Here is a 23,474-nt window from a genome sequence, read left to right on the forward strand (position 1 = left end):
CATTGCTAGTGTTCGGTCTGTTTTGTAAAGGTGATATAACAAACAACGTCGCCGCTTACACTTTGGCGCAAAGCTCCTACCTTTGGTGACTGCTCGCCCAGAGATTGCCGAGCAGTCGTAATCCCCTTGCACTATACGCAATAAAACAAGATTAAAAATAAACGAATAAATTAATAATCATCGCGTTAATAATATCGATAAAGAAACCACACACCAGAGGCACAATAATAAAGGCCCTATGCGCCGCACCATATTGCTGAGTCACCGCCGTCATGTTGACAATCGCCGTTGCGGTAGAGCCCAAAGTCACACCACCAAAGCCCGAGCAGATCACAGCCGCCTCATAGTCTTTACCCATCATTCTAAATACCACAAAGATGGTAAAGATTATCGATAATAATACCTGTACTGCCATCACCACCGAGATATAGAGCAAGCTACCTTCTAGCTCCCACACCTTAAGGCTCATCAACGCCATGGTCAGGAACATACCCAAACAGATATCTTGAATAAGCGACAAGCCTTGTGATGCATCATCTAAATAGGCTCTGTCTTTGACCTCTCTGCGGCTAAGGATGGCTCTGCCGATATTACCGATGATAATACCAGCCAATAAACAAGCGACGAACATAGGTAGCTTAACCCCAGCCTCTTGCAGAGCAAGATCGATAAAATACCCAATAATCAAGGTGACGTTTAGCCATAGCCAAGCTCTCAACACGCCAAAGTAGTCCACCTTAATATGTGATGAGCCAGCCTGATGACTGGTACCAATATCAAGATCAGAGTCATGGTTAGCCTGGACCTTATGACGTTTCATCAAATACGCTGCAATTGGGCCGCCTATCACACAGGCAGAGATCAACCCCAGTGTATTAGAGGCTATACCTAGCTCGCTCGCATTGGCAATGCCTAACTCCTCAACAAAGGTTGGCGTCCAAGCCATCGCCGTGCCGACTCCACCAATCAATGCAATCGACCCCGACATCAAGCCAGCCTTGGGGTCTAAACCAAACAGCGAGGCTATAGTCACACCGGTAAAGTTTTGCAGGAAGATGAACACACTCGCCAGTGTAATTAAGATAAGTAGCGGCTTGCCGCCTTTAAGCAAGGTCGCAAAATCGGCTTTCAAACCAATACCTGCGAAAAAATACAACAGTAATACATCACGAATTTCGAGATTAAATTCAATCTGAATATCGAAGGCATAGTAAAGAACACCCACAATTGCCGCACAAGCGAAGCCGCCCACTACTGGCTCTGGAATACTGTATTTTCTGAGTAGCTCATAGCGAGAGATAATGTATTTACCGATAAATAACGCGATTATCGCCAAGGTAAAAGAGACGAAATCTTTAATTTCAATTAACTGTGTTTCCATGACAATCGATTAATCCCTGTAGAAGGTTAATAGCAAATACCTGAAAAGAGAGGTTCTCCCTCTTGTTGCCGAATCCCCATTGATAGCCCTTATACTTGACTTAAGAGATAGCGTATCGGTATCACGCAGCCTAGATATCATCATAGAAGCATTAGGCTAATTAATCACCCCGTTATTTTACAATAATTTAACCCTTCATCTTGTTCCCCCCATCTCATAGCCACCTGCTGCCACAACAACATTCAGCCGAATTGCTCCGCACATTATCCAGAATAAGCGATTACACCTGTGCGTAACAAAGCGCCAAACTTGCAAAGAAACATCGGAACATATACGTTAAACAACATAAAAATGTTAACAGTTTGATAACAACAAGTTTTGTAGTTGATTCTAATTCAGGCAAACTGCATCAAATAGCTTGGTCGGACTTGTGAACCCCGTCTCTTTAGTTGAATACTTTTTATACCAATCAAGGAGCGTTTATCTAAGGAAGGAAGTAACCAACATCATTGAAGGCAGCAGACTTATGTTTAAATCATTATCATCCCGTATATTCGTCGGCTTATTTGCCGGCCTAATATTAGGGACACTGTTCCAATACGGCTTTAGCGAAACCAGCTTTGCCAACACCACCCTTGTGGATATCGCATCCGGCGCTGGTAGCATGTTTGTCCAGCTCATTATGATGCTGGTTGTGCCACTGGTCTTTTTCAGCATCGTTAGCGGTATTATCGAGCTGAAAGACCTAAAGTCATTTAGCCGACTCGGTAGTAAGACGTTTGCTTTATATCTCGTTAACACCATTATCGCGATTGCAGCGGCCATTGGCCTTGCGTTACTTATTGTCCCCGGTCAAGGCATGCAACTAACTGGAGAAGAAGGGGCAGCCCTCTCTTCCACCAGCCTACCTAGCTTTATCGATATGATTGTAAATATTATTCCAAGTAACCCATTTCAGGCGTTTGCAGACGGTAATATGCTACAGATTATCTTTATGGCACTGCTAACTGGCGGCATCATTAAGGCGTTAGGCGATGATGTAAAACCTATCGTGACTTTCTTCAAGTACGGCAACAAAATCATGCTCAAGGCGATTACAGTTGTGATGCAAGTTGCGCCAATTGGTGTATTTGCCCTCATGGTTAAGCTGGGTGCCACCTTCGAGCCATCTGCATTTGTCAGCGTATTGAGCTATATGGCGGTGATTTTAAGCTTACTCGCTGTATGGGCGCTTGTGGTTTACCCAGTCGTTGTGGGTATGACAACTAATATTTCCGCTGGCGAGTTTCGCCGTAAAACCCGCGAGCAGTTCCTGTTTGCCCTCTCAACAGCCAGTTCAAACGCAACGATTCCTGTTACCATGCGCACCTTAACCGATAAACTGGGCGTTAAACCCAGCGTTGCAGGCTTTGGTGTGCCTATGGGCGCCACCATGAACATGAGTGGTGTGGCTATATACATCACTGTCGCCGCTTTCTTTGTCGGCAACGCCTTTGGCTACCCCATCACAACGGATCAAATTCCAGCACTGGCCTTTAGCGTGTTCCTGCTGTCTATTGGTGCCGGCGGCGTACCAGGGGGCGGCATTGTGATGATCGGCGTGCTTATTCATCAGATGGGCTTACCTGTCGAGGCCATCGCATTAGTTGCAGCGCTCGATCGTATCATCGATATGTTCTGTACCAGCACCAATGTGGTTGGTGACTCCGCTGTTGTCAGTATTGTCGACCACAGTGAGAAGCACGACTTAGCTGCGCCATCATCGCTGGAGCTGAATGCCGAGCCGCGTACATAGCTGCGTATAGAGTCACTAAGCGCTCAAAGTAAAAAAGGCACCCTCGGGTGCCTTTTTGCTCACTATCACTTTCGTTTACTTAGCGTATTCAACTGCAATGTTTGCCGCTAGTTTGGCGTTATTAAACACAAGCTCAATATTGGCAGCCAAGCTTACACCTTTGGTGGTTTCAGCCACTTTAGCCAATAGGAATGGCGTCGATGCTTTGCCCGAAATTCCTTTGCTGTCCATCTCTGCTACAGCGTCAACAATCACTTGATCGATCATAGCTCTGTCTAGCTGGTGCGCCTCTGGAATTGGGTTAGCAATCACTAAACCGCCCTTAAGATCCATATCCCACTTAGCCTTCATTGCCGCAGCAATCTGCGCTGGAGTATCTAGCTGATAATCAACACCAAACTCACTTTCACGGGTATAGAATGCAGGTAGCGTCTTAGTTTGGTAACCCACAACTGGTACACCTTGAGTTTCTAGGTACTCTAGGGTTAAGCCGATATCTAAGATTGATTTTGCGCCAGCACAAACTACAGCAACATCGGTATTAGCCAGCTCTTGAAGATCGGCAGAGATATCGAAAGTCTGCTGCGCGCCACGGTGAACGCCACCAATACCGCCGGTTGCGAACACTTTAATGCCCGCCATTTGCGCTAGAATCATGGTCGAGGCTACAGTCGTTGCACCGTCTACACCTTTAGCAACAATAAATGGAATATCACGGCGGCTAGTCTTAATCACATCTAGTCCCGCTTTACCTAGGTATTCAATCTCTTCATGGGTCATACCCACTTTTAGGCGGCCTTTTAGAATCGCAATTGTTGCAGGTACCGCACCGTTGTCACGAATGATCTGCTCAACTTTAAGCGCCGTCTCTACGTTTTGCGGATAAGGCATACCGTGAGAAATAATGGTCGACTCCAATGCAACCACAGGCTTACCTGCTGCTAATGCTGCTGCAACTTCTGGATTAATATCTAGGTACTGCTCTAACATAACGACTCCTTGATAACGCGCTTAACGGTAATTTCAGACATATTAGGGTTTATTGTGGCTAGGTGAGACAACGCAACGACTGCGGCTCCCATAGCAAATTGAGTAGACTCTTTGGTGGTCCACTGCTGGATCCAGCCGTGAGCTAGGCCTGCTAAAAACGCATCACCCGCGCCATTAGCATTGACCATAGACACAGTCATAGCGGGGACTAACGCTTGCTCGCCCTCATCGCTATAAAACACGCCATCGCCACCTAGACTTAAGAAGATGCGCTTCACGCCTTGGCTGTGGAACCAGTTTGCTAGTTCAGGCAGTTGCTCATGGCTATCAATAGTGATCCCAGACAGCTGCTCAGCTTCTTTAAGGTTAGGTTTTAAGGTGTGGACAGAGCTTAAGAAAGGCTTAATTTTCTTTGCTTTAGCGCAAGAGACTGTATCGACAAAAATGGGTCTATCTGAGAAGTTACTTAACAGATATTCCAGAGACTCTGCCGATAAGTTGGCATCAACAATAATCAGCTCAGCTCGGCGCAGCACTTCCTCGTGGGTTTTCAACACGGCCACACTGAGTCTGTCCAAAATAGCCATATCATTAATGGCGACATGCATATCGCTGTCCCCATCAAGTACAGATAGATAGGTTGAGGTCGCAAACTCATCGAGTTGAATGCAGCCCTTCATATCAATGCCAGCCTGTTGACACTGAGTCATGATCATCTGGCCATAGGTATCTTTACCTAGTGCGCTAATCAGATGGGTATCAGAGCCGAGTCTTGCTAAGTTTTCTGCGATATTGCGGCCCACGCCTCCCGGTGAGCAGCTCACGCTACCTGGATTAGAGTCACCGACTTGTAGGGAGTGCAGAGGACGGCCAAGAATATCCATGTTGGCACCACCAATAACGATGGCATAACGTGATTCGGCAAGAATATAACCTTTACCTTTTATCACGCCCTTATGGGTTAAATTCATGATATGCCCCGCCACCGCGGAGCGACTGATCCCCAGTTGATCTGCGATATTTTGCTGCGGGATCAATGGGTCTTGTTTAAGTAGTGCTAGTATCTCGAGTTCGCGTTCTGTCATTGTTATTATCCAGTCGACACGGCCAAACAAACATTTGTTTGGATACCAAACTTTTGTTTAAACTTATACTGAGGATATGCTTAATTAATTGATTAATCAAGAGCGACAATGCTTGATTGGAGGAAATTGTGATCGAGATGCTGAAAGGATATTAGCTTGAGTAACGCTAAATTAGTTACAAATTAACAACCTGTTATCTGCAGACAAATAAGAGTGTGCTCGCAATTTAAGCGGCGCGAACACAGTCAATTCAGGCTCTAAGGGAGTACAACGGCTCTGCTATTTAATGTGAAGGTAGCTGAAGATAAGGCGCTTTGATTTAATTGAGAGATACGAGTAATGGATACAACTAGATATGGCAGCGGAAGACAAAGTTAATATAGATGAATACAATAAAAGGCCGACACTCACACTCCAGAGGAGCTGTCTCACACAGGACGGAGTACCTCACAAAGAGCTGCGAGTATCGTAAACCTATTATCTATCTTCTCACTCTGAACAAGCACTTAACCCTAACGCTAAGCACTTATTCTAAAAGCTAAATCACCATAGTTAAGTACCCTAAAACTAGCACTATCATAGAAGTAAGCGCATAAGGTACAGGGTAGCCTACGGCAGGCATATCGCTTTGACAAGCATCCTGAGCCCCCTTCATTGCCGGAGTGCTATTACGTCCGCCAGCACAAGCCCCTGCCAATATCGCCGGATTCATTTTACGAACATATAAACCATAGAGCCAAGCAAGTAAGGGAGGAACTAATGCGGCAGTAAGGCCCAGTGCGGCAATCTTAATGACCACGACACCTTGAAATGATGCCAAAATTTTAGGGCCGACCGTCGCGGCGAGCACAGCAACAAACAGACTCAAACCGATGTCTTGTAAGAAACTTCTCGCCCCTTCGCTCATCGGCCCACCAAAGTTGGGATTACGGGTCCTTAAGAAGGAGAAAATAATCCCAGTTAGCATGCAGCCTGCCGATGTCCCTAATGCAAAGGGGATCCCACCTAAAGTAACGCTAAAGTGACCACAAACATAACCAATGAGTAGCGACAGAGCGAGGTAAAATGTCTCTGTTAGCGTGCTCTCAACAATAGGCGTACTATTGAGTTTCTTGGCAACCTGCTGCACACACCAATCTGAGCCTGCAACTCGCAATACATCGCCAATTTCGACAACGGCTTGTTGGGTTACGGGTAGCTGATGTCCTTGTCGAAACAGCGCTTTAATGTAAACACCAAAGCCCACCTCATCACTAATTTGAGCAATGGTTTTACCAGTATAATCTGACTTACCTAGATGGATATCGGCCACTTCAATGTCGACATTTCTTGCTCTGGGTTCATCGACCTCAACACCGACAAAAGCGCCATCGTCTATCAACACATGGTAGTCGCCTCGAATACCGATCACATCACCTAAGGCGAGTTTTGGATTATCAGCTGCATCAAATACTTGCTCGCCTCGAACCACTTTTAAAATCGCAGCATGGGGAAATTTCTTAAACAGCGACTCAACGCTTTGACCAACTAACTCTTGGTGCTCAACACGATAGGCACGAATGTCTAACGGCAACACACCGAGATTTGAAAAACCATTCGTGCTGGGTAGCGCCTCAACATCATCACCGACCCCGAATTCTGCTTCGGCATCTTTACCCGCCTTTACAGGATCGATCCCAAACATCGCGGGTAAATACTTAATAAGTAAAATAATGAAAACACTGGATAAGACATAACTAATAGCATAACCCGCAGCGATATTCGCGCTCACTTGATCTAACGTCATACCCGCTGGTGCCTTAAACGCTCCAGAGGAGATAGCCGATTGCGCAACACCCATCACCGCCGTGACGGTATAACTGCCCGAGATTATCCCTGCAGCATAACCTGGGGCTAAACCGAGTAATTTGGCGCCGAAAAACACGATAAGAAAGTTACTAAAGACCACTATCAGGCCTATCACGACAAAATCGAGGCCGCCTCTAGCAAGTCCGGAGAAAAACTGCGGCCCCACCTTCATGCCTATCGCATACATAAACATCATCAAGAAAATGTCTGACACTAATCCGGGCTCTTCGATTTTCAACCCATAAACTGAAAAAGCCGTCAGTGCGATAGCCACACCTACGACTAAGGTTCCGGCCGTTGAGCCTAGGGCTATTCCCTTGATAGAGAGCTTGCCAAGTGGGTAACCGATAGCGATGGCTAAAAATAGAAACACAAAGGGGTTATGAGCGATATAACTAAACACAAAACTGAATAACTCAGAAATATTCATAATCATTTCTCACTAAGTTATATAGAAAAAGGCCGTCTATGTAGACGGCCTTTCGACTAGTTAACCATGATTAAAGCCTGCAGACTCTTTGGCGTCACTGCCGTGTGAAATAGGATGTTCGGCAAAAAACTCGACACAATGCTTCAAGTCAGCCACTAATAAGTCGGCCTGATCTCGGCTAAAGCCATGACGAACCAATATACGCATAATGACTAAGTCCTCTCTCTTAGGCGGCATCGCATAAGCTGCAATCTGCCAACCTCGAGAACGGATACGATCTGAGAGGTCAAACAGATTAAACCCTGGATCTATGCCTTCTTTTAAGGACCAACTCATCGCAGGGATCCCACCATGACCATCATAGATAATCTCGAACATACCCAGCTTTTCAATCTCGCTCGACAGGTATTGCGCCGTGTCGTAACAAGCCTGATGGATCTTGCGATACCCCTCTTTACCTAAACGTAAGAAATTATAGTATTGCGCGACTATCTGTCCGCCTGGGCGGGAGAAGTTCAGTGCGAAGGTGGGCATGTTACCGCCGAGGTAGTTCACATTAAAAATAAGGTCTTCATCTAACGCTGATGCATCTCGCCAAATAACCCAGCCCACACCAAGAGGACTCAAACCAAATTTATGACCCGATGCATTAATCGATTTGACCCGTGGTAATTTAAAATCCCATTCTAGCTCTGGCTGGCAAAATGGCGCTAAAAATCCCCCACTGGCGGCGTCAACATGTATTGGGATATCCAGTCCGGTATCTTTTTGCAACTGATCGAGTGCATCATGCACCGCCTTTACTGGTTCGTATTGACAGGTGAACGTCACCCCTAGGGTTGGTACCACCCCAATAGTGTTCTCATCGCAACGTTTAATCACCTCTTCAGCATTCATGATTAAACGATCGCCTTCCATCGGAATTTCACGTAACTCTATGTCCCAGTAACGCGCGAATTTATGCCAGCAGACCTGTACCGGACCGCAAACCATATTGGGTTTATCCGCTGGTTTACCTAAAGCTTTCATCTTCTTACGCCAAGCCCATTTCAATGCCATACCACCGAGCATCGCAGCTTCGCTCGAACCTGTAGTCGAGCAACCTAAGGTGTTTTCAGCGTCAGGAGAGTTCCATAGATCGGCAAGCATATGCACGCAGCGGGCTTCGAGTTCTGCGGTTTGAGGATATTCATCTTTATCGATCATATTCTTATCGATACATTCGTCCATCAATTGATGGACTTCATCCTCAACCCAAGTTTGACAAAATGTCGCTAGGTTTTGACGGGAATTTCCGTCCATCATCAGCTCGTCGTGTACGATTTGATATGCATGACGTGGATTATTTTCCTGCTCAGGCATCTTATATTTAGGCATGGATAAAGCTAAATCTGTCGATGAGTAGATATCATCTAAGAGGTCGTCTCGCACAGTATCTTTTGAGTGAAGAGGCATTATATTTTACTCCAATGAATTAAATAAAATTTCCTACTAGCTGGCGATGGTCAGCTGACATAACCAACATAGAAGATAGCACCTACAACCGCAACATCCAGCCGAAGGATAAACTGCACAATTAATCCAGAATTAATGTAAAAAACACAAACAAACGAGAATGTCAGTTAAAAATAACAATACGAGAACCAAGGGCAACATTTTAACCCATTAACAACACCTTAAGATAACCTTGAAGCCCATCTGGTAACTCAGTATAGGTTCATTAATGAATGCCTATAATGCATTAAGCAGCTCACCCTAAATATTATTTTGACAATGAATCAATCATTACCCTGTTATTACTAACAACTAAATCTATTACTCTTAATGTTCCCGCAGAAACACCGAGAAGAATATTGATAAAGGAAACAACATGACGCAATCGACATCCCCAGCAACCACTCAATTAACAATAGTGGCAAATATCACGGCTCGCGAAGACAAGGTTGAAAAAGTAAAAGCCGAGCTAATAAAGCTGATTGCAATAACTCGAAAGGAAGAAGGCTGCTTGCAGTATGACCTGCACCAGAATAATGACAATCCCGCCCACTTCACCTTTTATGAGAACTGGACTTCAAAAGTGCTTTGGCAAGCTCATATGAATGCACCGCATCTACAGGACTATGTTGCGGCGACCGAAGGAATGGTTGAGAGCTTTACTCTCAATGAGATGACGCTAATCGGTTAAGTGAACACTGGTTGAGTTAGTATCGCTTTAGCTAGAACGTGCTTAACTCTGCGCCACTGCCCTTACGTTAATAGCAGAATAGTAAATCGTGGCCATGGAACACTTAGCAGTCTTATTTTTGAGGGCGTTCAAAAAATCATCATCACCTTAGGGCTTATGCGTCTTCTTCATGCATATAGCCCTCTATCAACTCCATCTGTTCAGAGAGTTTGTCATCTAAGTTAGCTAAACGGTAGCCTCCATTCGGCAGTTTATCTAGACGAATACTATCTCCGGCCTGAATATGTAACTGCTCGACAACCTCCTGCGGTAAAGCAAAACCTAAGCCGTCATCAATTACCTGTATTTTGAGCTCCGCCATAATCCCCACCTACCTATATCGATTGACCAAATGGTGTTTGTCTATCGCGTTATAACACGACAGTACAGCTAATATTATAGTTGAACTCTTCATTTATCAGGCGAGCCCACATTTCGTCTAAAAATGGACGGGTACAGCCAATAACGACTAATTCGTTATCGCTGACTTGATGCCATACAAAAAAGGAGAGCATATGCTCTCCTTTTCTATTCACGCTATTTTGGGACTAAACATATTTTAGAGTTCGACAAGTTTGAAGATCCGACAAGCCGAACAATCGCTATGGTTAAAACAGCATTAACTGGGCTTATGATGCTTGGTAATAAACCGGTCTAACTGATTACCAAAGGCTTGCTTCTCGCTGGCACCAATCGCCGAAGGGCCACCGGTTTGTACGCCACTGGCACGCATGGTGTCCATAAAGTCGCGCATATTGAGGATCGATTTGATGTTCTGCTCGGTATAGAGTTCACCACGAGGATTTAACGCCACTGCGCCTTTATCTATCACCTCTGAAGCCAGCGGAATATCGGCGGTGATAACGAGATCTCCGGCCGTTAAGCGTTTAACAATCTCATCATCGGCAACATCAAACCCCGAAGAGACGCTCACTAGATTGATATAAGGCGATGGCGGTATACGCATCCAGTGGTTAGCCACCAGCGTCACTTCGATTTTGGCTCTGTCTGCCACTCTAAATAAAATCTCTTTAATCACACCCGGACATGCATCGGCGTCAACCCAAACCTTCATTTATGCTCCTCTCTGCGCAGTCTGATTCGCGCCATAAAAACGAGCACAGATTATAACAGCAATTTTGTATTAATCTTAGCAAGGTACGCAGCGAAAGTAGATCAAGCTCCACCACTAAGATATGCTCTATTCTAATTCTCTCTTTAAAGTTAGGGCGTTACTCCTATGAGTCTGTTTTCTCCTGCATGTTTTGACTTTTTAAACCAGCTTTCGGTCAATAACGACAGAGAGTGGTTTAAGGCGAACCAACAAACATATGAAGACAAGGTGCGCACTCCTGCACTTAAATTCATCGAGGCGATGCAGCCACAACTCCTAGCGCTATCCCCCCGCTTGACTGCGGTCCCTAAAAAAGTTGGCGGTAGCATGATGCGCCCCCAGCGAGACAGCCGTTTTAGTAAGGATAAGACCCCCTATAAGACCAATGTCGGCATACAATTTAGACATTTTCAGGGCAAAGATGTGCATGCGCCAGGCCTGTATCTTCACCTAGCCAACGATGGTTGCTTTGTTGGCGCGGGCATTTGGCATCCAGAGTCAACGGCCCTCAATGCTATTCGCAGCTGTATCGATGAAAACCCTAATGGCTACAAAAAAGCACTGCGTGAGTTGACGAGTCAGGGATTCGAAATGCAAGGCAGCAAGCTTATTCGCCCACCAAAAGGCTATGACAAAGACCATCCCATGCTAGAGGAGCTTAAGCGCAAAGACTTTATTGCGATTAAGCCGTTAAGCATCGAGCAGGTGTGTGCACCTGAGTTTGTCGATACTTGCGCCCGAGAGTTTGCCGCCTGCCAGCAACTGATGCGCTATCTCTGCTTTGCACTCGACTTAGATTTCTAAGATTTCTAAGATTTCTAAGGTTAAAAGAGTGATCATTAGGGGAGGAAATTCGTCTAGGTTTTCTCCCTTTTTCATACCGAGCAACGGTCTACGACAAACACCCTAATCTGCCGTGCCGATTGAGGCGTTTCTCGCAAGCGCCTCTACACTCCACTACAATCTCTGCTACAATTGCGCCAGTTTTTATTTCCAGCCAATTTAGGCAAGTTCAGGCACACTTTAATGGTAGAACCTTCATCATCTCCACAAGACGCTTTTCAAGCAGATACCCCTGCGCAAAAACGAGCATTAAGCTATAGCAACACCATACATCAGCTGTTTGTCAGTGTGATGAGTGAAAAGCTACCAGCAGACCGCATTGTCGGGGAGTACTTCAGAACCCATAAAAAGCACGGTTCTAAAGATAGACGCGTCATTCGCGAGAGTCTGTTTGCACTATTTCGTTGGTGGGGCTGGCTCAAAAAGATCCATATCAGTGAGCAACAAGATGAGAGTTGGTTCGCATGCTTGAGCCTAGTTGCCGAACTTGAAGGACATAAATGGAGCCAATTTAGCGCCGCGTGGCGAGAGTTTGCCAACCAGTCACCAGAGTTTAACCTAAGCCCTGCCACGCAAGCCTTGGTCAGTGTGAGTAACCGCTGTGCGTTTTTAAACCTGCAGTTTGCCAATATAAGCTTCTGCGATACTGAGTTATTACCTGCGTGGTTTTGGATTGTATCCCAAGTCAATGAAGCAGATAAGCAAGCGGTCATCGACGCCATGTGTTCACGCCCGCCAATCTGGGGCCGAGCACAAACCCTCACCCAGCAACAACTGATTGACTCGCTCGCTAACGATGAGATCACCGCCGTTGCCAGTGAGTACTTTGATGATGCAGTGAGCCTTGGACATAAGAGCGTCAACCTCAACGCTATTGCGGCCTATCAAGCGGGTGAGCTGGAGATCCAAGATCTAGGCTCACAGGTTATTGGCCAAATTTGTGCGCCCAAAGCGGATGAAAAGTGGTGGGATACCTGCAGCGGCGCTGGCGGTAAAACACTGCAGCTACGCTCTTTAATGCTAAGACAAGACTCATCGGCACAAGGCTCGATAGTATCCTCAGATATTCGCCGTAAGCCGTTAGAGGAGCTCACTAAACGGGCTAAGCGTGCAGGCTTTAATGGGATCACGACTGCGCCATGGAAAAGCGATGACTTACCCGTTAACGCTAACGCTTTTGATGGAGTGTTAGTCGATGCGCCCTGTAGCTGCACCGGCACCTGGCGACGTAATCCCGATATGCGCTGGCTCGATGATGCGAGTGTCGTGACCGATAAACATGCCCTGCAGCTAGATATCCTGACTCGCAGCGCCAAAGCGGTTAAGCCCCAAGGTCAGCTGGTTTATGCCACCTGCTCACTCTCACCTATCGAAAATGAACAGGTAGTGAACGCCTTCTTAGCGGCAAACCCAGAGTTTGAACTACAAACAGTGACACACCCGTTTACTGGCAAGCAGACTCAGATGCTCACCATCTGGCCTCACGAGGCCGATAGCGATGGTATGTTCGTCGCCAAAATGAAAAAACACTAGTTGCGATAGATTAACAATAAAAAAACGCCATACACTGTATGGCGTTTTTTTGGCAATAGCTTATCGCCCATCTATATACTTATCTGCTCTTTCGACCGTATTAAAATATCGAGCATACACAGGCTGAGTGCGACTTAGAATGAGGCTTTGGCACCTAGGTAGAAGCCTGAATCTAAGCTAGTGTTTGACGCATTGTCATACTGCAAACGGATATCACGGTAGCCCACAAACAGCGCTAACGCAGGGTTCAAGTTATACTGTACTCGGCCATCTAACTGCCAAGATCCGTCAATGTCACCAAACGACAACACAGATGGAGAATAGTAGCCTGAACCATGGATAGAAAGATTTGAACCTAAGTGCATCGCATAACGACCACCAATTCCAACGAAGTTACCGTTTTGACTCTTCTTTGACCATACCTGAGAAAACTTAGCCCCTAGCTCAAAGTGATGGATCCCCGCATCATGAGCAATATGCAGCGCACCAGACAACATCTGGCCCCCCTTATCGGCATAGATATACTCAACAGAGCCGTTAACATCTTTATTGAGATCGAACTGTAGTTCAGTCGACAGGGTGTCGTCATTGAGACCAAATGTAAAATCTGTCGCATGAGCATTGATAGACAAGGCACTCAGTACCAGCGTTGCCATTATAGTTTTAACTGTCATTGATAATTCCGAAACTTATAAGCTTTCGGCAAGCATACACAAAGCCCTAGCGCTTTTTTATAGAAACCTGAACTCACACAGTGCATTTAAATAAATAGCGACAACCGAAAAACCTCGGCACAACAAAAACAACCACATACTTGCAGATGTATCCACTTGCAACATAAAGAAGGAGTATTAATTTTACCTGTTAAATCTTTACGTTAGCGCTAGCTTTAACGCTACTCGAGCCTAAAGGCTAAAAAAAACATAAATATCTTATTTTCTATGTGGTAATTTAACCCTGCCTTTATCAAGTATAAGTCCTCAAAGCCTTGCCTTATCTAGGGTTGAAGCGAGTTTTTATTCAATTCAAACTCCGCAAAAATTGTGGGCAGCGACTATACTCAATTATCAAAAGAAAACTGCTTTGGAGCACAGATGAAACAGTTAAAACTAACTTCACTCACAATCGCTATCGCCACAGGCTTAATGCTATCCGGTTGCGGTTCAGACAGTGACTCTAATGAGCCAGAACAGGCTCTATTTAGCCTTGGCGTTTCAGACAACCCGGCTGACGCTAACATAGTCAACGTGGCTTTTAAGCAAGTTGTTCTAAAGAACAGTGAAGGCGCCTTCTCATTCGATGTTGCCACCGGTGATGACGGTTTACAACATGTCGACCTTTTAAGCTTTCAAGGGCAAAATGTGGAAACATTGGTCAGTGGCCAATCTGTGCCAGTGGGTGAATACCAGATGTGTATTTACATGGAGAACAACACCATCTCTAGCGATGAAAGCTCTTATGTATTAAGTGGCGCCACTGAAGATGAAAATGGTGAGTTCGTAGGCGGTGACATTGAAGGCCTAGTTACCAACAGTAACGGCTCTTGTGGTGGTGTGGGTGCCGATGAAGAAAATACCGGCCGTCTGTTCTTTAATAAATCTTTTACTATCGCTGCGGGTAATAACAGCTTTGTTGCCGAATTTAACCTCGCAAAAGGCTTACAAGCACCCCACGGAAACAAGGATTACTGGACACTAAAACCGACCTCTGTGCAGCTTGTTAACGCATCTGAAGTCGGTGCAATTAAAGGCCAAATTAGCCAAGAAACCATGGTTAGCTGTGAAACTGCTGCTGGAGGTTCAGAGTTTAGCCCTGCGGTTTACCTTTACCCAAGCGAGACGGCACTCGATCAGATGGCAGACTTTAGAACAGGGCCAAACGTCTTAACCCAGGTAGCGCCAATTACATCGGCGAGAGTTAACCCAATCCTTGACGACAGTGAAAAAATCACGGGTTATGAATACGAATTTGGTTTTGTCGTCGCTGACACCTATAGCCTTGGCTATACCTGCTTAGCTCAAAATGATGATCCTGAAGCGTCTAACGTGCGTGAACCAGAAGATGGCAGCGCCCCCTTCTTCATCGACTCAGACGAGCAAGATGTGACTGTGATCCTTGGTGAAACGACAACACGTCATTTTCCAGAGTCATTTGATCCTGTAGCGCCTTAACTTAAATTACAACTGCAATCGTTATAAAGGGGCGCACATCGCCCCTTTATTTTTACTTGTAGTCCCTTCAGCCCACTCCTCTACTAAATTCAGTGCACAAGCCGACAAAATCGCGCTAGAGTATCCCTAAAGCAACGAGGGGAACATGATGACAACTTCCATTTATAACTTTTCAGTTAACAACATTCAGGGGCAAACGGTTTCACTGGCGGACTTTAAAGACAAGGTCATTTTGATCGTCAATACTGCTAGCGAATGTGGCTTTACCCCTCAATATAGAGAACTTGAAGCCCTGTATCAAAAACATCAAGCTCAAGGGCTTGTGGTACTAGGGTTCCCCTGCAATCAGTTTGGCGAGCAAGAAAAAGGTGATAGCCAAGCCATTAGCGCTTTTTGTGAATTGAACTTTGGCGTGACCTTCCCCCTATTCGAAAAAATAGAGGTCAATGGTACCAACACCGCACCACTTTATGCCTACTTAAAACATTCCGCTAAGGGCTTGCTCGGTTCAGAGAGGATCAAATGGAACTTTACTAAGTTTCTAGTCAATAAACAGGGTAAAGTCACTCAACGTTTTGCGCCAACCACCAAACCTATGGCGATTGAATCAGAGATCTTAAAGCTACTTTAATCCATAAAATTAGCGACTTAAAATTCTCTTAAAAAAAGTTCAAATAATCTAGGTTATTTTTTGAACTTTATCTAAATACTTACCTCTAACCTTTAGAGCATTGATTTTTATGTTCATCATTCTCCCTGGGGCTTCTAGCGCAGCCCCCTTGATCTCCATGTAGATCAATCAGGCAACCCCTTGGGTTGCCCTTTTTTTATCCATTTTTCAGTTTTTGGCACTTTTTTATAAAAATTTTAAATATGGATTGAACTAAACCTAAATTGACCAGTCTGACTATATGAACCGATTCTCTTTAAGTGAATATATTAAGGATTAACGACTTAATATACTGGCTTAATCTTAGTTTCATTGTTCATCATCATTCCCTTAGGCGTTCCTATTAGGTTTGCCATAGAGTTAAGGATTTTAGCTAGCGCATTAAAGACTTAACTTTCAAACTGATACTTTTATGGCAACCTGATTAGGTTGCCATTTTTTTTGCCACTCTCAAGCTAAAACGATACTTCAAACAACAGCTTCAAATCACGATTGTAAACTATCAATTCAAATAGGCATTTCAGGCAGGTATTGCAAACATTGCCCCTCTAGCCTATACCGCCCTTGCAAGCGCCAGCCCTTCCCAATAACACTGCCAAGCAAGAGCCGAGCTCACATCTAGAACAAACCAAACAGCAATGACGAACTAACCACTTAGGGTTATAAAAAATAAAATCAGAAAAATTTGAAACTAATGGGAACTAATTCAAATTTATCGACTCTGACTATATGAACCGATTCTCTTTAAGTGAATATATTAAGGATTAACGACTTAATATATTGGCTTAATCTTAGTTTCATTGTTCATCATCATTCTCTTTGGCATCTCCCCTCTTGGGTTTGCCATCAAATAAATGTTTAGCTAGCGCATGAACAGTTATTTCGAAATAGATTATTACGGCAACCTATTAGGTTGCCTTTTTTTGCCTGAGGTTTACTGCAGGGCTAACACGACAAGGTAACAAGAAACATATCAGCGGATTATATCAAATACTAGCTCCCCCAAAGTCACCTCCCCAACTACCCCTTTAGAGATATTAAAAAAAATAACATCAAATTTTTGCAGCAAGTGGGAACTATTTGGAATTTGCCGACTCTGACTATATGAACCGATTCTCTTTAAGTGAATATATTAAGGATTAACGACTTAATATATTGGCTTAATCTTAGTTTCATTGTTCATCATCATTCTCTTTGGCATCTCCCCTCTTGGGTTTGCCATCAAATAAATGTTTAGCTAGCGCATGAACAGTTATTTCGAAATAGATTATTACGGCAACCTATTAGGTTGCCTTTTTTTTGCCTGAGATTTACTGCGGGGCTAACACGACAAGATAAACAAGGTAACAAGAAACATATCAGCGGGTTATATCAAATACTAGCTCCACCAAAGCCACCTCCCCAGCTATCCCTTTAGAGATATTAAAAAATAAAATCAAATTTTTTGCAGCTAGTGGGAACTATTTGAAATTTGCCGACTCTGACTATATGAACCGATTCTCTTTAAGTGAATATATTAAGGATTAACGACTTAATATATTGGCTTAACCTTAGTTTCATTGTTCATCATCATTCCCTTAGGCATTCCTATTAGGTTTGTCATAGAGTTAAGTCTTTCGCTAGCGCATTAAAGACTTAACTTTCAAACTGATACTTTTATGGCAACCTGATTAGGTTGCCATTTTTTTTACCAAAACTTCACCTACTCTAGCTTCGGCTACAGCAACTGCTGATCTAACATCACCACAATCGATGGATGATAACCATCACGAGCCAGAGAGTAGATCTGCTTAACCTCCTGCTTAAATCCAGCCTTAAGTAGCTCACTATAAAGAGGTTTAACAAACTTTCCTCGACCAATTTTTACCAAGTAGTCACTCACTGCCGATAATACTGTCTCATAACGGTTACGAATCGCCACCCTAAACCAGTCGCAGGCAATTTCTGCATTCGTCGATTGAGTAAACTTAAATGTTGTATCTAAGTCAGCGAGTTGCTCATGGGAAAGCGCTTGAGGTAAGTTCGTTAAGAAGTATTGCCAGTGGTGAACGCGCCAGCCATCGGTTAACAAACTCTTGGCCGAGGCACCATCATCGAATGCCCGCAACGCTATAATCACCTTATCCAAACTTTTAGACTTAGGCTCATTAAACCAACTCGGCATCCCCTCACCATAAATCCACTCAAGCATTTCAGCTTCTGAAAGCTGTTGTGAGTGCTGCTTCAGCAATGTTTGCCTAGCATAATCAACGAAGGTTTCAGTGGTGATAGCTTCGAACGCAAAAGCTTGCACATACTCATACAAAAACTTATCAAACGTCTCACGTCCGAGCCGCCTCTCTAAGTCATGAACAAACATCGAAGCCTTATCATAGGTAAAACGGTTAAACGCTTCATTGGGATCTTGCTGCTGCATGTTGGCAGGCAGTGTCTGGGCATTGAGTTCCGTTGTTGAAATCGCCTCCTGCAAACGACCATTTTCGAGCACTAACTCAAGTTCAGCTAACTCCTTGCCGTAGACCTCTTCCACGATGCGGTTGGTAAAGTAGGTGGTAAAGCCCTCATTAAGCCAGAGATCACGCCAGGTGGCATTACTCACCAAGTTGCCCGTCCAAGAGTGCGCGAGCTCGTGAGCGACCGTCGATACCAGACTCTTATCGCCTGCAATCAGGGTGGGAGTCATAAAGGCAAGACGCGGGTTCTCCATGCCGCCAAATGGGAAACTCGGCGGCAAGACTATCATGTCATACCGCCCCCAAGGGTAGGGCCCCAATAAAGACTCGGCCACCTCAACCATGTTCTCAGTGTCTTCAAATTCGGCCACCGCCGCATCAATCACCTCTGGCTCGGCATAGACTCCCGTTCGCTCGCCAAGTTCGCCAAAGGCCAAGTCACCAACGGCGATCGCCAATAGGTGAGTCGGCATCGCTTTTTCCATGGTAAAACTAAACTGCCCCATTAAGGGTGCCTTAGCATCATTCATCGCACTCATCACAGCGCGCATCCCTTGCGGGACATTCACCACAGCATCAAAGGTGATCCGTGCTTTTGGCGTGTCTTGTAGCGGGATCCAGCTACGGGCATTAATGGGTTGAGATTGGCTAAATAGAAACGGCTGTTTCTTACCACTGGTTTGCTGAGGCGTCAGCCACTGTAGCCCCTGCGCCAGAGGCGATGTGCGATAACGAATGAGTACACTCGAAACACTGGGATCTAATTGAATATTTAAACGCTGACCCAAGATCTCATCTTGCTTATCTAGGCTAAAGGCTAGTGGCTGCTGAGCATTAGACTCAACCGTTTCAATCGTTAAGTCTCGACAATCTAACCAGAGTTCTCGACTCTGCTTATCGATAAACTCCAGCTGTAACTCTACCTGCCCTGCTAACTGCTTTGCCTCAAAATCAACATCGAGGGATAGCGAAAGATGCTTAACCCTCACCTCATCGGTATTGGCAAACGAGTGGTAATCGTGATTATTATCCCATTGCTTTGACACGGCATATCCTTTTTATGTGGCTGGTTAATCAATTGTATTCTAACGCTATTAGCCATGAATAAAAGCTCCATTTGACTTCAACAGAGCGAAATGAAACACTTGTGAATATTGTATGCAAAACAACAAATCAGAGAAACCCTCGATGAAAAATAAATACCCCCTACTCTCACTAACCCTAGCTTCGCTGTTGCCTGTCACAGCTCAAGCTCAGCAAGACGCAAGCATTGAAGAAGTTCTCAGTCAAAATCATGCCTGTAGCGATACCATTGTCATTCGCTCTCAGGCCTTAACCGAAGCGCAGATAGCATCCGCTTGCGAGTTATTGGTTAGACAGGAAGCCAATTTCCACAAACTCTTTGGCACACTGAACAAGCCCGTTGCCGATGATAATAATCACAGCATGCGCGCCAATGTCTATCACTCAAGAGAAGACTACGTAGCCCACGTGACTAACCACTTTGATGTCCCCAGTGATAACGGCGGCATGTATTTAGAAGGCTTGCCTTGGAAGAGCGGCAACCAAGCCGAGTTTGTGGCCTATGAAAAAAAGGGCCAAGTGTGGAACCTAGCACATGAATACGTGCATTATCTCGATGGCAGATTCAACCTCTATGGTGACTTTTGTCTGTCGCTGCATGACTCTCACAGCGGCCCTGAGTACTGCCCTAAACCTGCGCCACTGTACCCACATACGGTTTGGTGGAGCGAAGGTGTAGCTGAATATATCTCTGTGGGTGATAACAACCCTAAAGCGCTTGCCTTAATTGGCGAGAATAACCTTGCACTAAGCGAGATCTTCAATACTAGCTATGAGCAAAATGGCGGAACCGATCGTGTTTATCGTTGGGGCTACCTCGCGGTGCGCTTTATGATGGAAAACCATAAAGACAAGGTCGATGAAATGCTTGGCTTCACCCGTAAAGGTGATTATCCAAGATACCAAGCTTTGATTAAGCAATGGGACACTAGCATGGATGATGAATTTCAAAGCTGGCTTAAGACCTTGTAATCCGATGATGTTAAAAGTCACGGATCTGATAAAGGGAAACGGTTAGTGAAAGCCACCAGCATTTATTCATTATTTTGAATTTAATTTTGAACTTTAGGCGATGTGACGACTCTGACTATATGAACAGAATGACAATCGATGTGTTTTACGAAATGGGTCGATCTATTTTCACCGTTCATCATCATTCCCTTTAGATAGTGTCTAGCGCCACTGTCCCAGGATTCCGAATTGGAACCTTAGCGACCTCATTTAGGTCGCTTTTTTTATGCTCTTTTTGCCGCTTCCTGTTTATCACTCTCTATCGTTGTTCCCCGGCTCAATCGCGGCCACAAAAAAGGCCTCAATAGAGGCCTTTTCATCAATGTGCGTTGGTCATTGTTATCATTCGTGATTAAAGACGAATGCCCGCTTTAGCTAAATCTTTAGCAATAACACTGCGTGGTAATGCAACATAACCGTCTTTTTCTACGATTTGCTGACCTTGCTTAGAAAGTACATAGCGGATGAACTCGCGATCCATTGGAGCAAGCTCTTTATTTGGATGTTTATTCACATATACGTAGAGGTAGCGAGATAGTGGGTACTTGCCCGTTGCCGCATTTTCAGCGGTAGCCGCGACATAATTATTGCCTTTCTTAGCAATCGCAACCGCCTTCACGCCGGCAGTCTTATAACCGATGCCAGAGTAGCCAATCGCATTCAGTGATTGAGAAACTGACTGCACGACAGATGCCGAACCAGGCTGCTCGTTTACATTTGCTTTGAAGTCACCCTTACAAAGTGCTTTCTTCTTAAAGTAACCGTATGTGCCCGATACCGAGTTACGGCCGTAAAGCTGTATATCTCTCGCCGCCCAGCCACCATCAAGCCCGACTTGGCCCCAGCGTGTCACATCGCCGCCACCGCACTTATCTGTAGAAGAGAAGATACCGTCGATCTGCTCGATGCTCATGCCTTCAATCGGGTTATCTTTATGCACAAATACCGCTAGCGCATCGATTGCAACTCGGATAGGTGTTGGCTGATAACCATAATGCTTTTCAAATGCCTCAACTTCATTTGGCTTCATCTTACGGCTCATGGGGCCGAATTGAGAAGTCCCTTCAGTTAATGCAGGTGGCGCAGTAGAAGAACCCGCCGCTTGGATCTGTATATTGACGTTTGGATAGAGCTGCTTAAAGTCTTCAGCCCATAGTGTCATCATGTTAGCCAGCGTATCTGAGCCAACTGAAGATAAGTTGCCTGACACGCCGCTTGTCTTTTCGTAAGTGGGTAAAGACTGGTCGATTTCAGCCATTGATGCTGCAGAAAATACAGTCGCTGCAGTAAAACTTACCGCGCCAACAAGTTGTTTCAGTTTCATTCTTTGCTCCAGTGTTTATCTATCTTAGTATTTAAAACGCTGTCAGTATTGACTCCATTGATGACAAGTCTATTACTCATAAGTGACACTTAGATGACAAACCCATTGAATCTCTATTTATGACTAAAAAAACAGGCCTAAAGCCTGTTCTTTATGACAACCCTATGCAAAAAAGTTGAAATGTGTGTAATACCTTAAGCCAACTCTTGCTTGGTAAACTCGACTAAATTGGCCGGAATGACAAAGCTAAAAGTACTGCCCTTACCTAACTGACTCATAATATTAAGCTCGCTCTGATGGTGACTCAGTGCATGCTTAGCAATCGCCAGCCCTAGACCTGTGCCGCCACTTTGCCTCGAACGAGCACTATCGACACGATAGAAACGCTCCGTTAAGCGGCCGATATGCTGCGGGGCAACCCCCTCACCGTTATCTTTGACACTAAATAGGCCGCCAGAGGCAATTTTTCGCCAGCTGATCTCTATCTTACCGCCGGGCTCGGTGTAACGGATCGCATTTGAGATAAGGTTTGAGCAGGCACTGCGTAGCAGTAACTCATTACCATATAGATCCAGTCCAGGCTCACAGTAAAAACTTAATTCATATTGATCTTGTGCTAACGCCAAGGCTTCATCACGCAAGATATCCATCATCTGTGACATGCTGACTTTAACTTCAAGATCCACATCGCTGGCATCTTCAATTCTTGAAAGCGCTAGTAGCTGCTCAACCATAGAGCGCATGCGCGTAGTTTGTTGCAGCATCTGCTCCATGGCTCGAACATTAGGGGAGTCAGGCTCTGCCATCGACTGCATCATCTCAAGATAGCCCTGTAATACCGTCAATGGCGTCTTGAGTTCATGTGACACGTTTGCGACAAACTCTTTTCGCATCCCCTCTAGTTGACGCACGCGAGTAATGTCTCTAGCTATGAGCAATTGCTGACCAGAGCCATAAGCCATGATACGGATCTCAAGAATATGCCGATCCGATTGCGGCGAGGCTAACTCTAGGGGCTCTTGGTAGTCTTTGTTTTTCAAGTAAGCCGAAAAATCTGGATGGCGAATGAGGTTATCTATTCGCTGACCGTTATCTTGCGGCCATACAAATCCAAGCAGCAACTGCGCCAGCTTATTACACCATAGAATATTATTATCTGAATCGAGCACTACTGCGGCATCGGGAAGCGCTTCGGCTCCCTGCCTAAAGCGCCCCAGTAAAAATGCTAACTGAGACACTCGCTTACGATTCTTGCCCTGCAAGCGATAGATGCCGTTAAACACAGCCTCCCAACTACCACGACCGTTAGGTGGAGTCAGGCTACGATCATGCCATAGCCAAAAATTTAAACGGGAAAGCTGGCGATAATGCCAAACCAATAGGCAAAGCGAACCCAACAATAGGAACAAAAGCACTTCACCAAATAGCAATCCAACTATCAAACATAAGGTTAGATAGATCACCAATCGTGAAACTAAGCGGTACCCTGAATATGAATCAAACATATAACGACCATAAG

19 protein-coding genes are annotated in these 23,474 nt (G+C 45.0%); 7 read left to right on the forward strand and 12 right to left on the reverse strand.

From position 1 onward, the window contains the following. Nucleotides 1-151: 151 nt before the first annotated feature. Nucleotides 152-1,381, reverse strand: a complete 1,230-nt coding sequence (gltS, locus tag L1D44_RS02430) for a sodium/glutamate symporter (protein WP_220768528.1) — start codon at nucleotides 1,379-1,381, stop codon at nucleotides 152-154. A gap of 526 nt (nucleotides 1,382-1,907) precedes the next feature. Here gltS and L1D44_RS02435 point away from each other — a divergent pair. After that, on the forward strand, nucleotides 1,908-3,176 hold the full coding sequence (locus L1D44_RS02435; protein WP_239888682.1) for a dicarboxylate/amino acid:cation symporter: 1,269 nt from the start codon (nucleotides 1,908-1,910) through the stop codon (nucleotides 3,174-3,176). Nucleotides 3,177-3,251: 75 nt separating this feature from the next. On the opposite strand, the gene L1D44_RS02440 is transcribed toward L1D44_RS02435, so the two are convergent. The 4 genes from L1D44_RS02440 to L1D44_RS02455 form a co-directional block, all read right to left on the reverse strand. After that, nucleotides 3,252-4,166, reverse strand: coding sequence for a pseudouridine-5'-phosphate glycosidase (locus L1D44_RS02440; RefSeq protein ID WP_239888683.1), 915 nt, complete (start codon nucleotides 4,164-4,166; stop codon nucleotides 3,252-3,254). Beyond that, the gene (locus L1D44_RS02445) at nucleotides 4,160-5,251 is read right to left on the reverse strand and encodes a PfkB family carbohydrate kinase (RefSeq protein WP_239888684.1); all 1,092 of its coding nucleotides are present in this window, start codon (nucleotides 5,249-5,251) and stop codon (nucleotides 4,160-4,162) included. Before L1D44_RS02445 ends, L1D44_RS02440 begins: the two co-directional genes overlap by 7 nt. 538 nt (nucleotides 5,252-5,789) lie before the next feature. Further along, complete coding sequence (locus L1D44_RS02450; protein ID WP_239888685.1) at nucleotides 5,790-7,529, reverse strand: transporter; 1,740 nt, start codon at nucleotides 7,527-7,529, stop codon at nucleotides 5,790-5,792. Between the two features lie 60 nt (nucleotides 7,530-7,589). Then, nucleotides 7,590-8,984, reverse strand: coding sequence for a glutamate decarboxylase (locus tag L1D44_RS02455; protein WP_220768523.1), 1,395 nt, complete (start codon nucleotides 8,982-8,984; stop codon nucleotides 7,590-7,592). A 415-nt stretch (nucleotides 8,985-9,399) separates the two neighbouring features. Between L1D44_RS02455 and L1D44_RS02460 the strand changes: the two genes are divergently transcribed. Beyond that, entirely contained in the window at nucleotides 9,400-9,714 is a 315-nt protein-coding gene (locus L1D44_RS02460) for a putative quinol monooxygenase (RefSeq protein WP_239888686.1), read from the forward strand. A 154-nt stretch (nucleotides 9,715-9,868) separates the two neighbouring features. On the opposite strand, the gene L1D44_RS02465 is transcribed toward L1D44_RS02460, so the two are convergent. The 3 genes from L1D44_RS02465 to L1D44_RS02475 all read right to left on the reverse strand — a co-directional run bounded on the left by L1D44_RS02465 (nucleotide 9,869) and on the right by L1D44_RS02475 (nucleotide 10,828). Further along, complete coding sequence (locus L1D44_RS02465; RefSeq protein ID WP_239888687.1) at nucleotides 9,869-10,075, reverse strand: hypothetical protein; 207 nt, start codon at nucleotides 10,073-10,075, stop codon at nucleotides 9,869-9,871. Between the two features lie 49 nt (nucleotides 10,076-10,124). Further along, nucleotides 10,125-10,268: a hypothetical protein gene (locus L1D44_RS02470; protein WP_239888688.1), complete on the reverse strand. Its 144-nt coding sequence runs from the start codon at nucleotides 10,266-10,268 to the stop codon at nucleotides 10,125-10,127. 104 nt (nucleotides 10,269-10,372) lie between these two features. Then, complete coding sequence (locus L1D44_RS02475; protein WP_239888689.1) at nucleotides 10,373-10,828, reverse strand: YaiI/YqxD family protein; 456 nt, start codon at nucleotides 10,826-10,828, stop codon at nucleotides 10,373-10,375. Between the two features lie 165 nt (nucleotides 10,829-10,993). Between L1D44_RS02475 and L1D44_RS02480 the strand changes: the two genes are divergently transcribed. Together L1D44_RS02480 and L1D44_RS02485 are read left to right on the forward strand one after the other, a co-directional pair. Then, nucleotides 10,994-11,671 carry a DUF2461 domain-containing protein gene (locus tag L1D44_RS02480; protein ID WP_239888690.1) on the forward strand — a complete coding sequence of 226 codons (678 nt, stop codon included), beginning with the start codon at nucleotides 10,994-10,996 and terminating at the stop codon, nucleotides 11,669-11,671. Between the two features lie 222 nt (nucleotides 11,672-11,893). Continuing rightward, on the forward strand, nucleotides 11,894-13,243 hold the full coding sequence (locus L1D44_RS02485; protein ID WP_239888691.1) for an RsmB/NOP family class I SAM-dependent RNA methyltransferase: 1,350 nt from the start codon (nucleotides 11,894-11,896) through the stop codon (nucleotides 13,241-13,243). A gap of 134 nt (nucleotides 13,244-13,377) precedes the next feature. Here the strand turns inward: L1D44_RS02485 and L1D44_RS02490 are convergent, their stop codons facing one another. Then, entirely contained in the window at nucleotides 13,378-13,917 is a 540-nt protein-coding gene (locus L1D44_RS02490) for a YfaZ family outer membrane protein (protein ID WP_239888692.1), read from the reverse strand. Nucleotides 13,918-14,337: 420 nt separating this feature from the next. On the opposite strand from L1D44_RS02490, the gene L1D44_RS02495 reads away from it, so the two are divergent. Both L1D44_RS02495 and L1D44_RS02500 read left to right on the forward strand, forming a co-directional pair. Next, nucleotides 14,338-15,414: a DUF4382 domain-containing protein gene (locus L1D44_RS02495; protein ID WP_239888693.1), complete on the forward strand. Its 1,077-nt coding sequence runs from the start codon at nucleotides 14,338-14,340 to the stop codon at nucleotides 15,412-15,414. Between the two features lie 148 nt (nucleotides 15,415-15,562). Further along, entirely contained in the window at nucleotides 15,563-16,045 is a 483-nt protein-coding gene (locus L1D44_RS02500; protein ID WP_239888839.1) for a glutathione peroxidase, read from the forward strand. Between the two features lie 1,756 nt (nucleotides 16,046-17,801). Here the strand turns inward: L1D44_RS02500 and L1D44_RS02505 are convergent. Beyond that, a complete protein-coding gene (locus tag L1D44_RS02505; RefSeq protein WP_239888694.1) occupies nucleotides 17,802-19,583 on the reverse strand; it encodes a M1 family metallopeptidase in 1,782 nt (593 codons plus the stop codon). Nucleotides 19,584-19,725: 142 nt separating this feature from the next. Between L1D44_RS02505 and L1D44_RS02510 the strand changes: the two genes are divergently transcribed. Beyond that, entirely contained in the window at nucleotides 19,726-20,592 is an 867-nt protein-coding gene (locus tag L1D44_RS02510) for a collagenase (protein ID WP_239888695.1), read from the forward strand. Nucleotides 20,593-20,983: 391 nt separating this feature from the next. Here the strand turns inward: L1D44_RS02510 and L1D44_RS02515 are convergent, their stop codons facing one another. Then, nucleotides 20,984-21,955, reverse strand: coding sequence for a phosphate ABC transporter substrate-binding protein PstS family protein (locus L1D44_RS02515; RefSeq protein ID WP_239888696.1), 972 nt, complete (start codon nucleotides 21,953-21,955; stop codon nucleotides 20,984-20,986). Nucleotides 21,956-22,149: 194 nt separating this feature from the next. Next, nucleotides 22,150-23,460 carry a phosphate regulon sensor histidine kinase PhoR gene (phoR, locus tag L1D44_RS02520; protein WP_239888697.1) on the reverse strand — a complete coding sequence of 437 codons (1,311 nt, stop codon included), beginning with the start codon at nucleotides 23,458-23,460 and terminating at the stop codon, nucleotides 22,150-22,152. Between the last annotated feature and the right edge of the window lie 14 nt (nucleotides 23,461-23,474).

It is taken from the genome of Shewanella sp. Isolate13 (genome assembly GCF_022398325.1).
Lineage (GTDB): Bacteria > Pseudomonadota > Gammaproteobacteria > Enterobacterales > Shewanellaceae > Shewanella.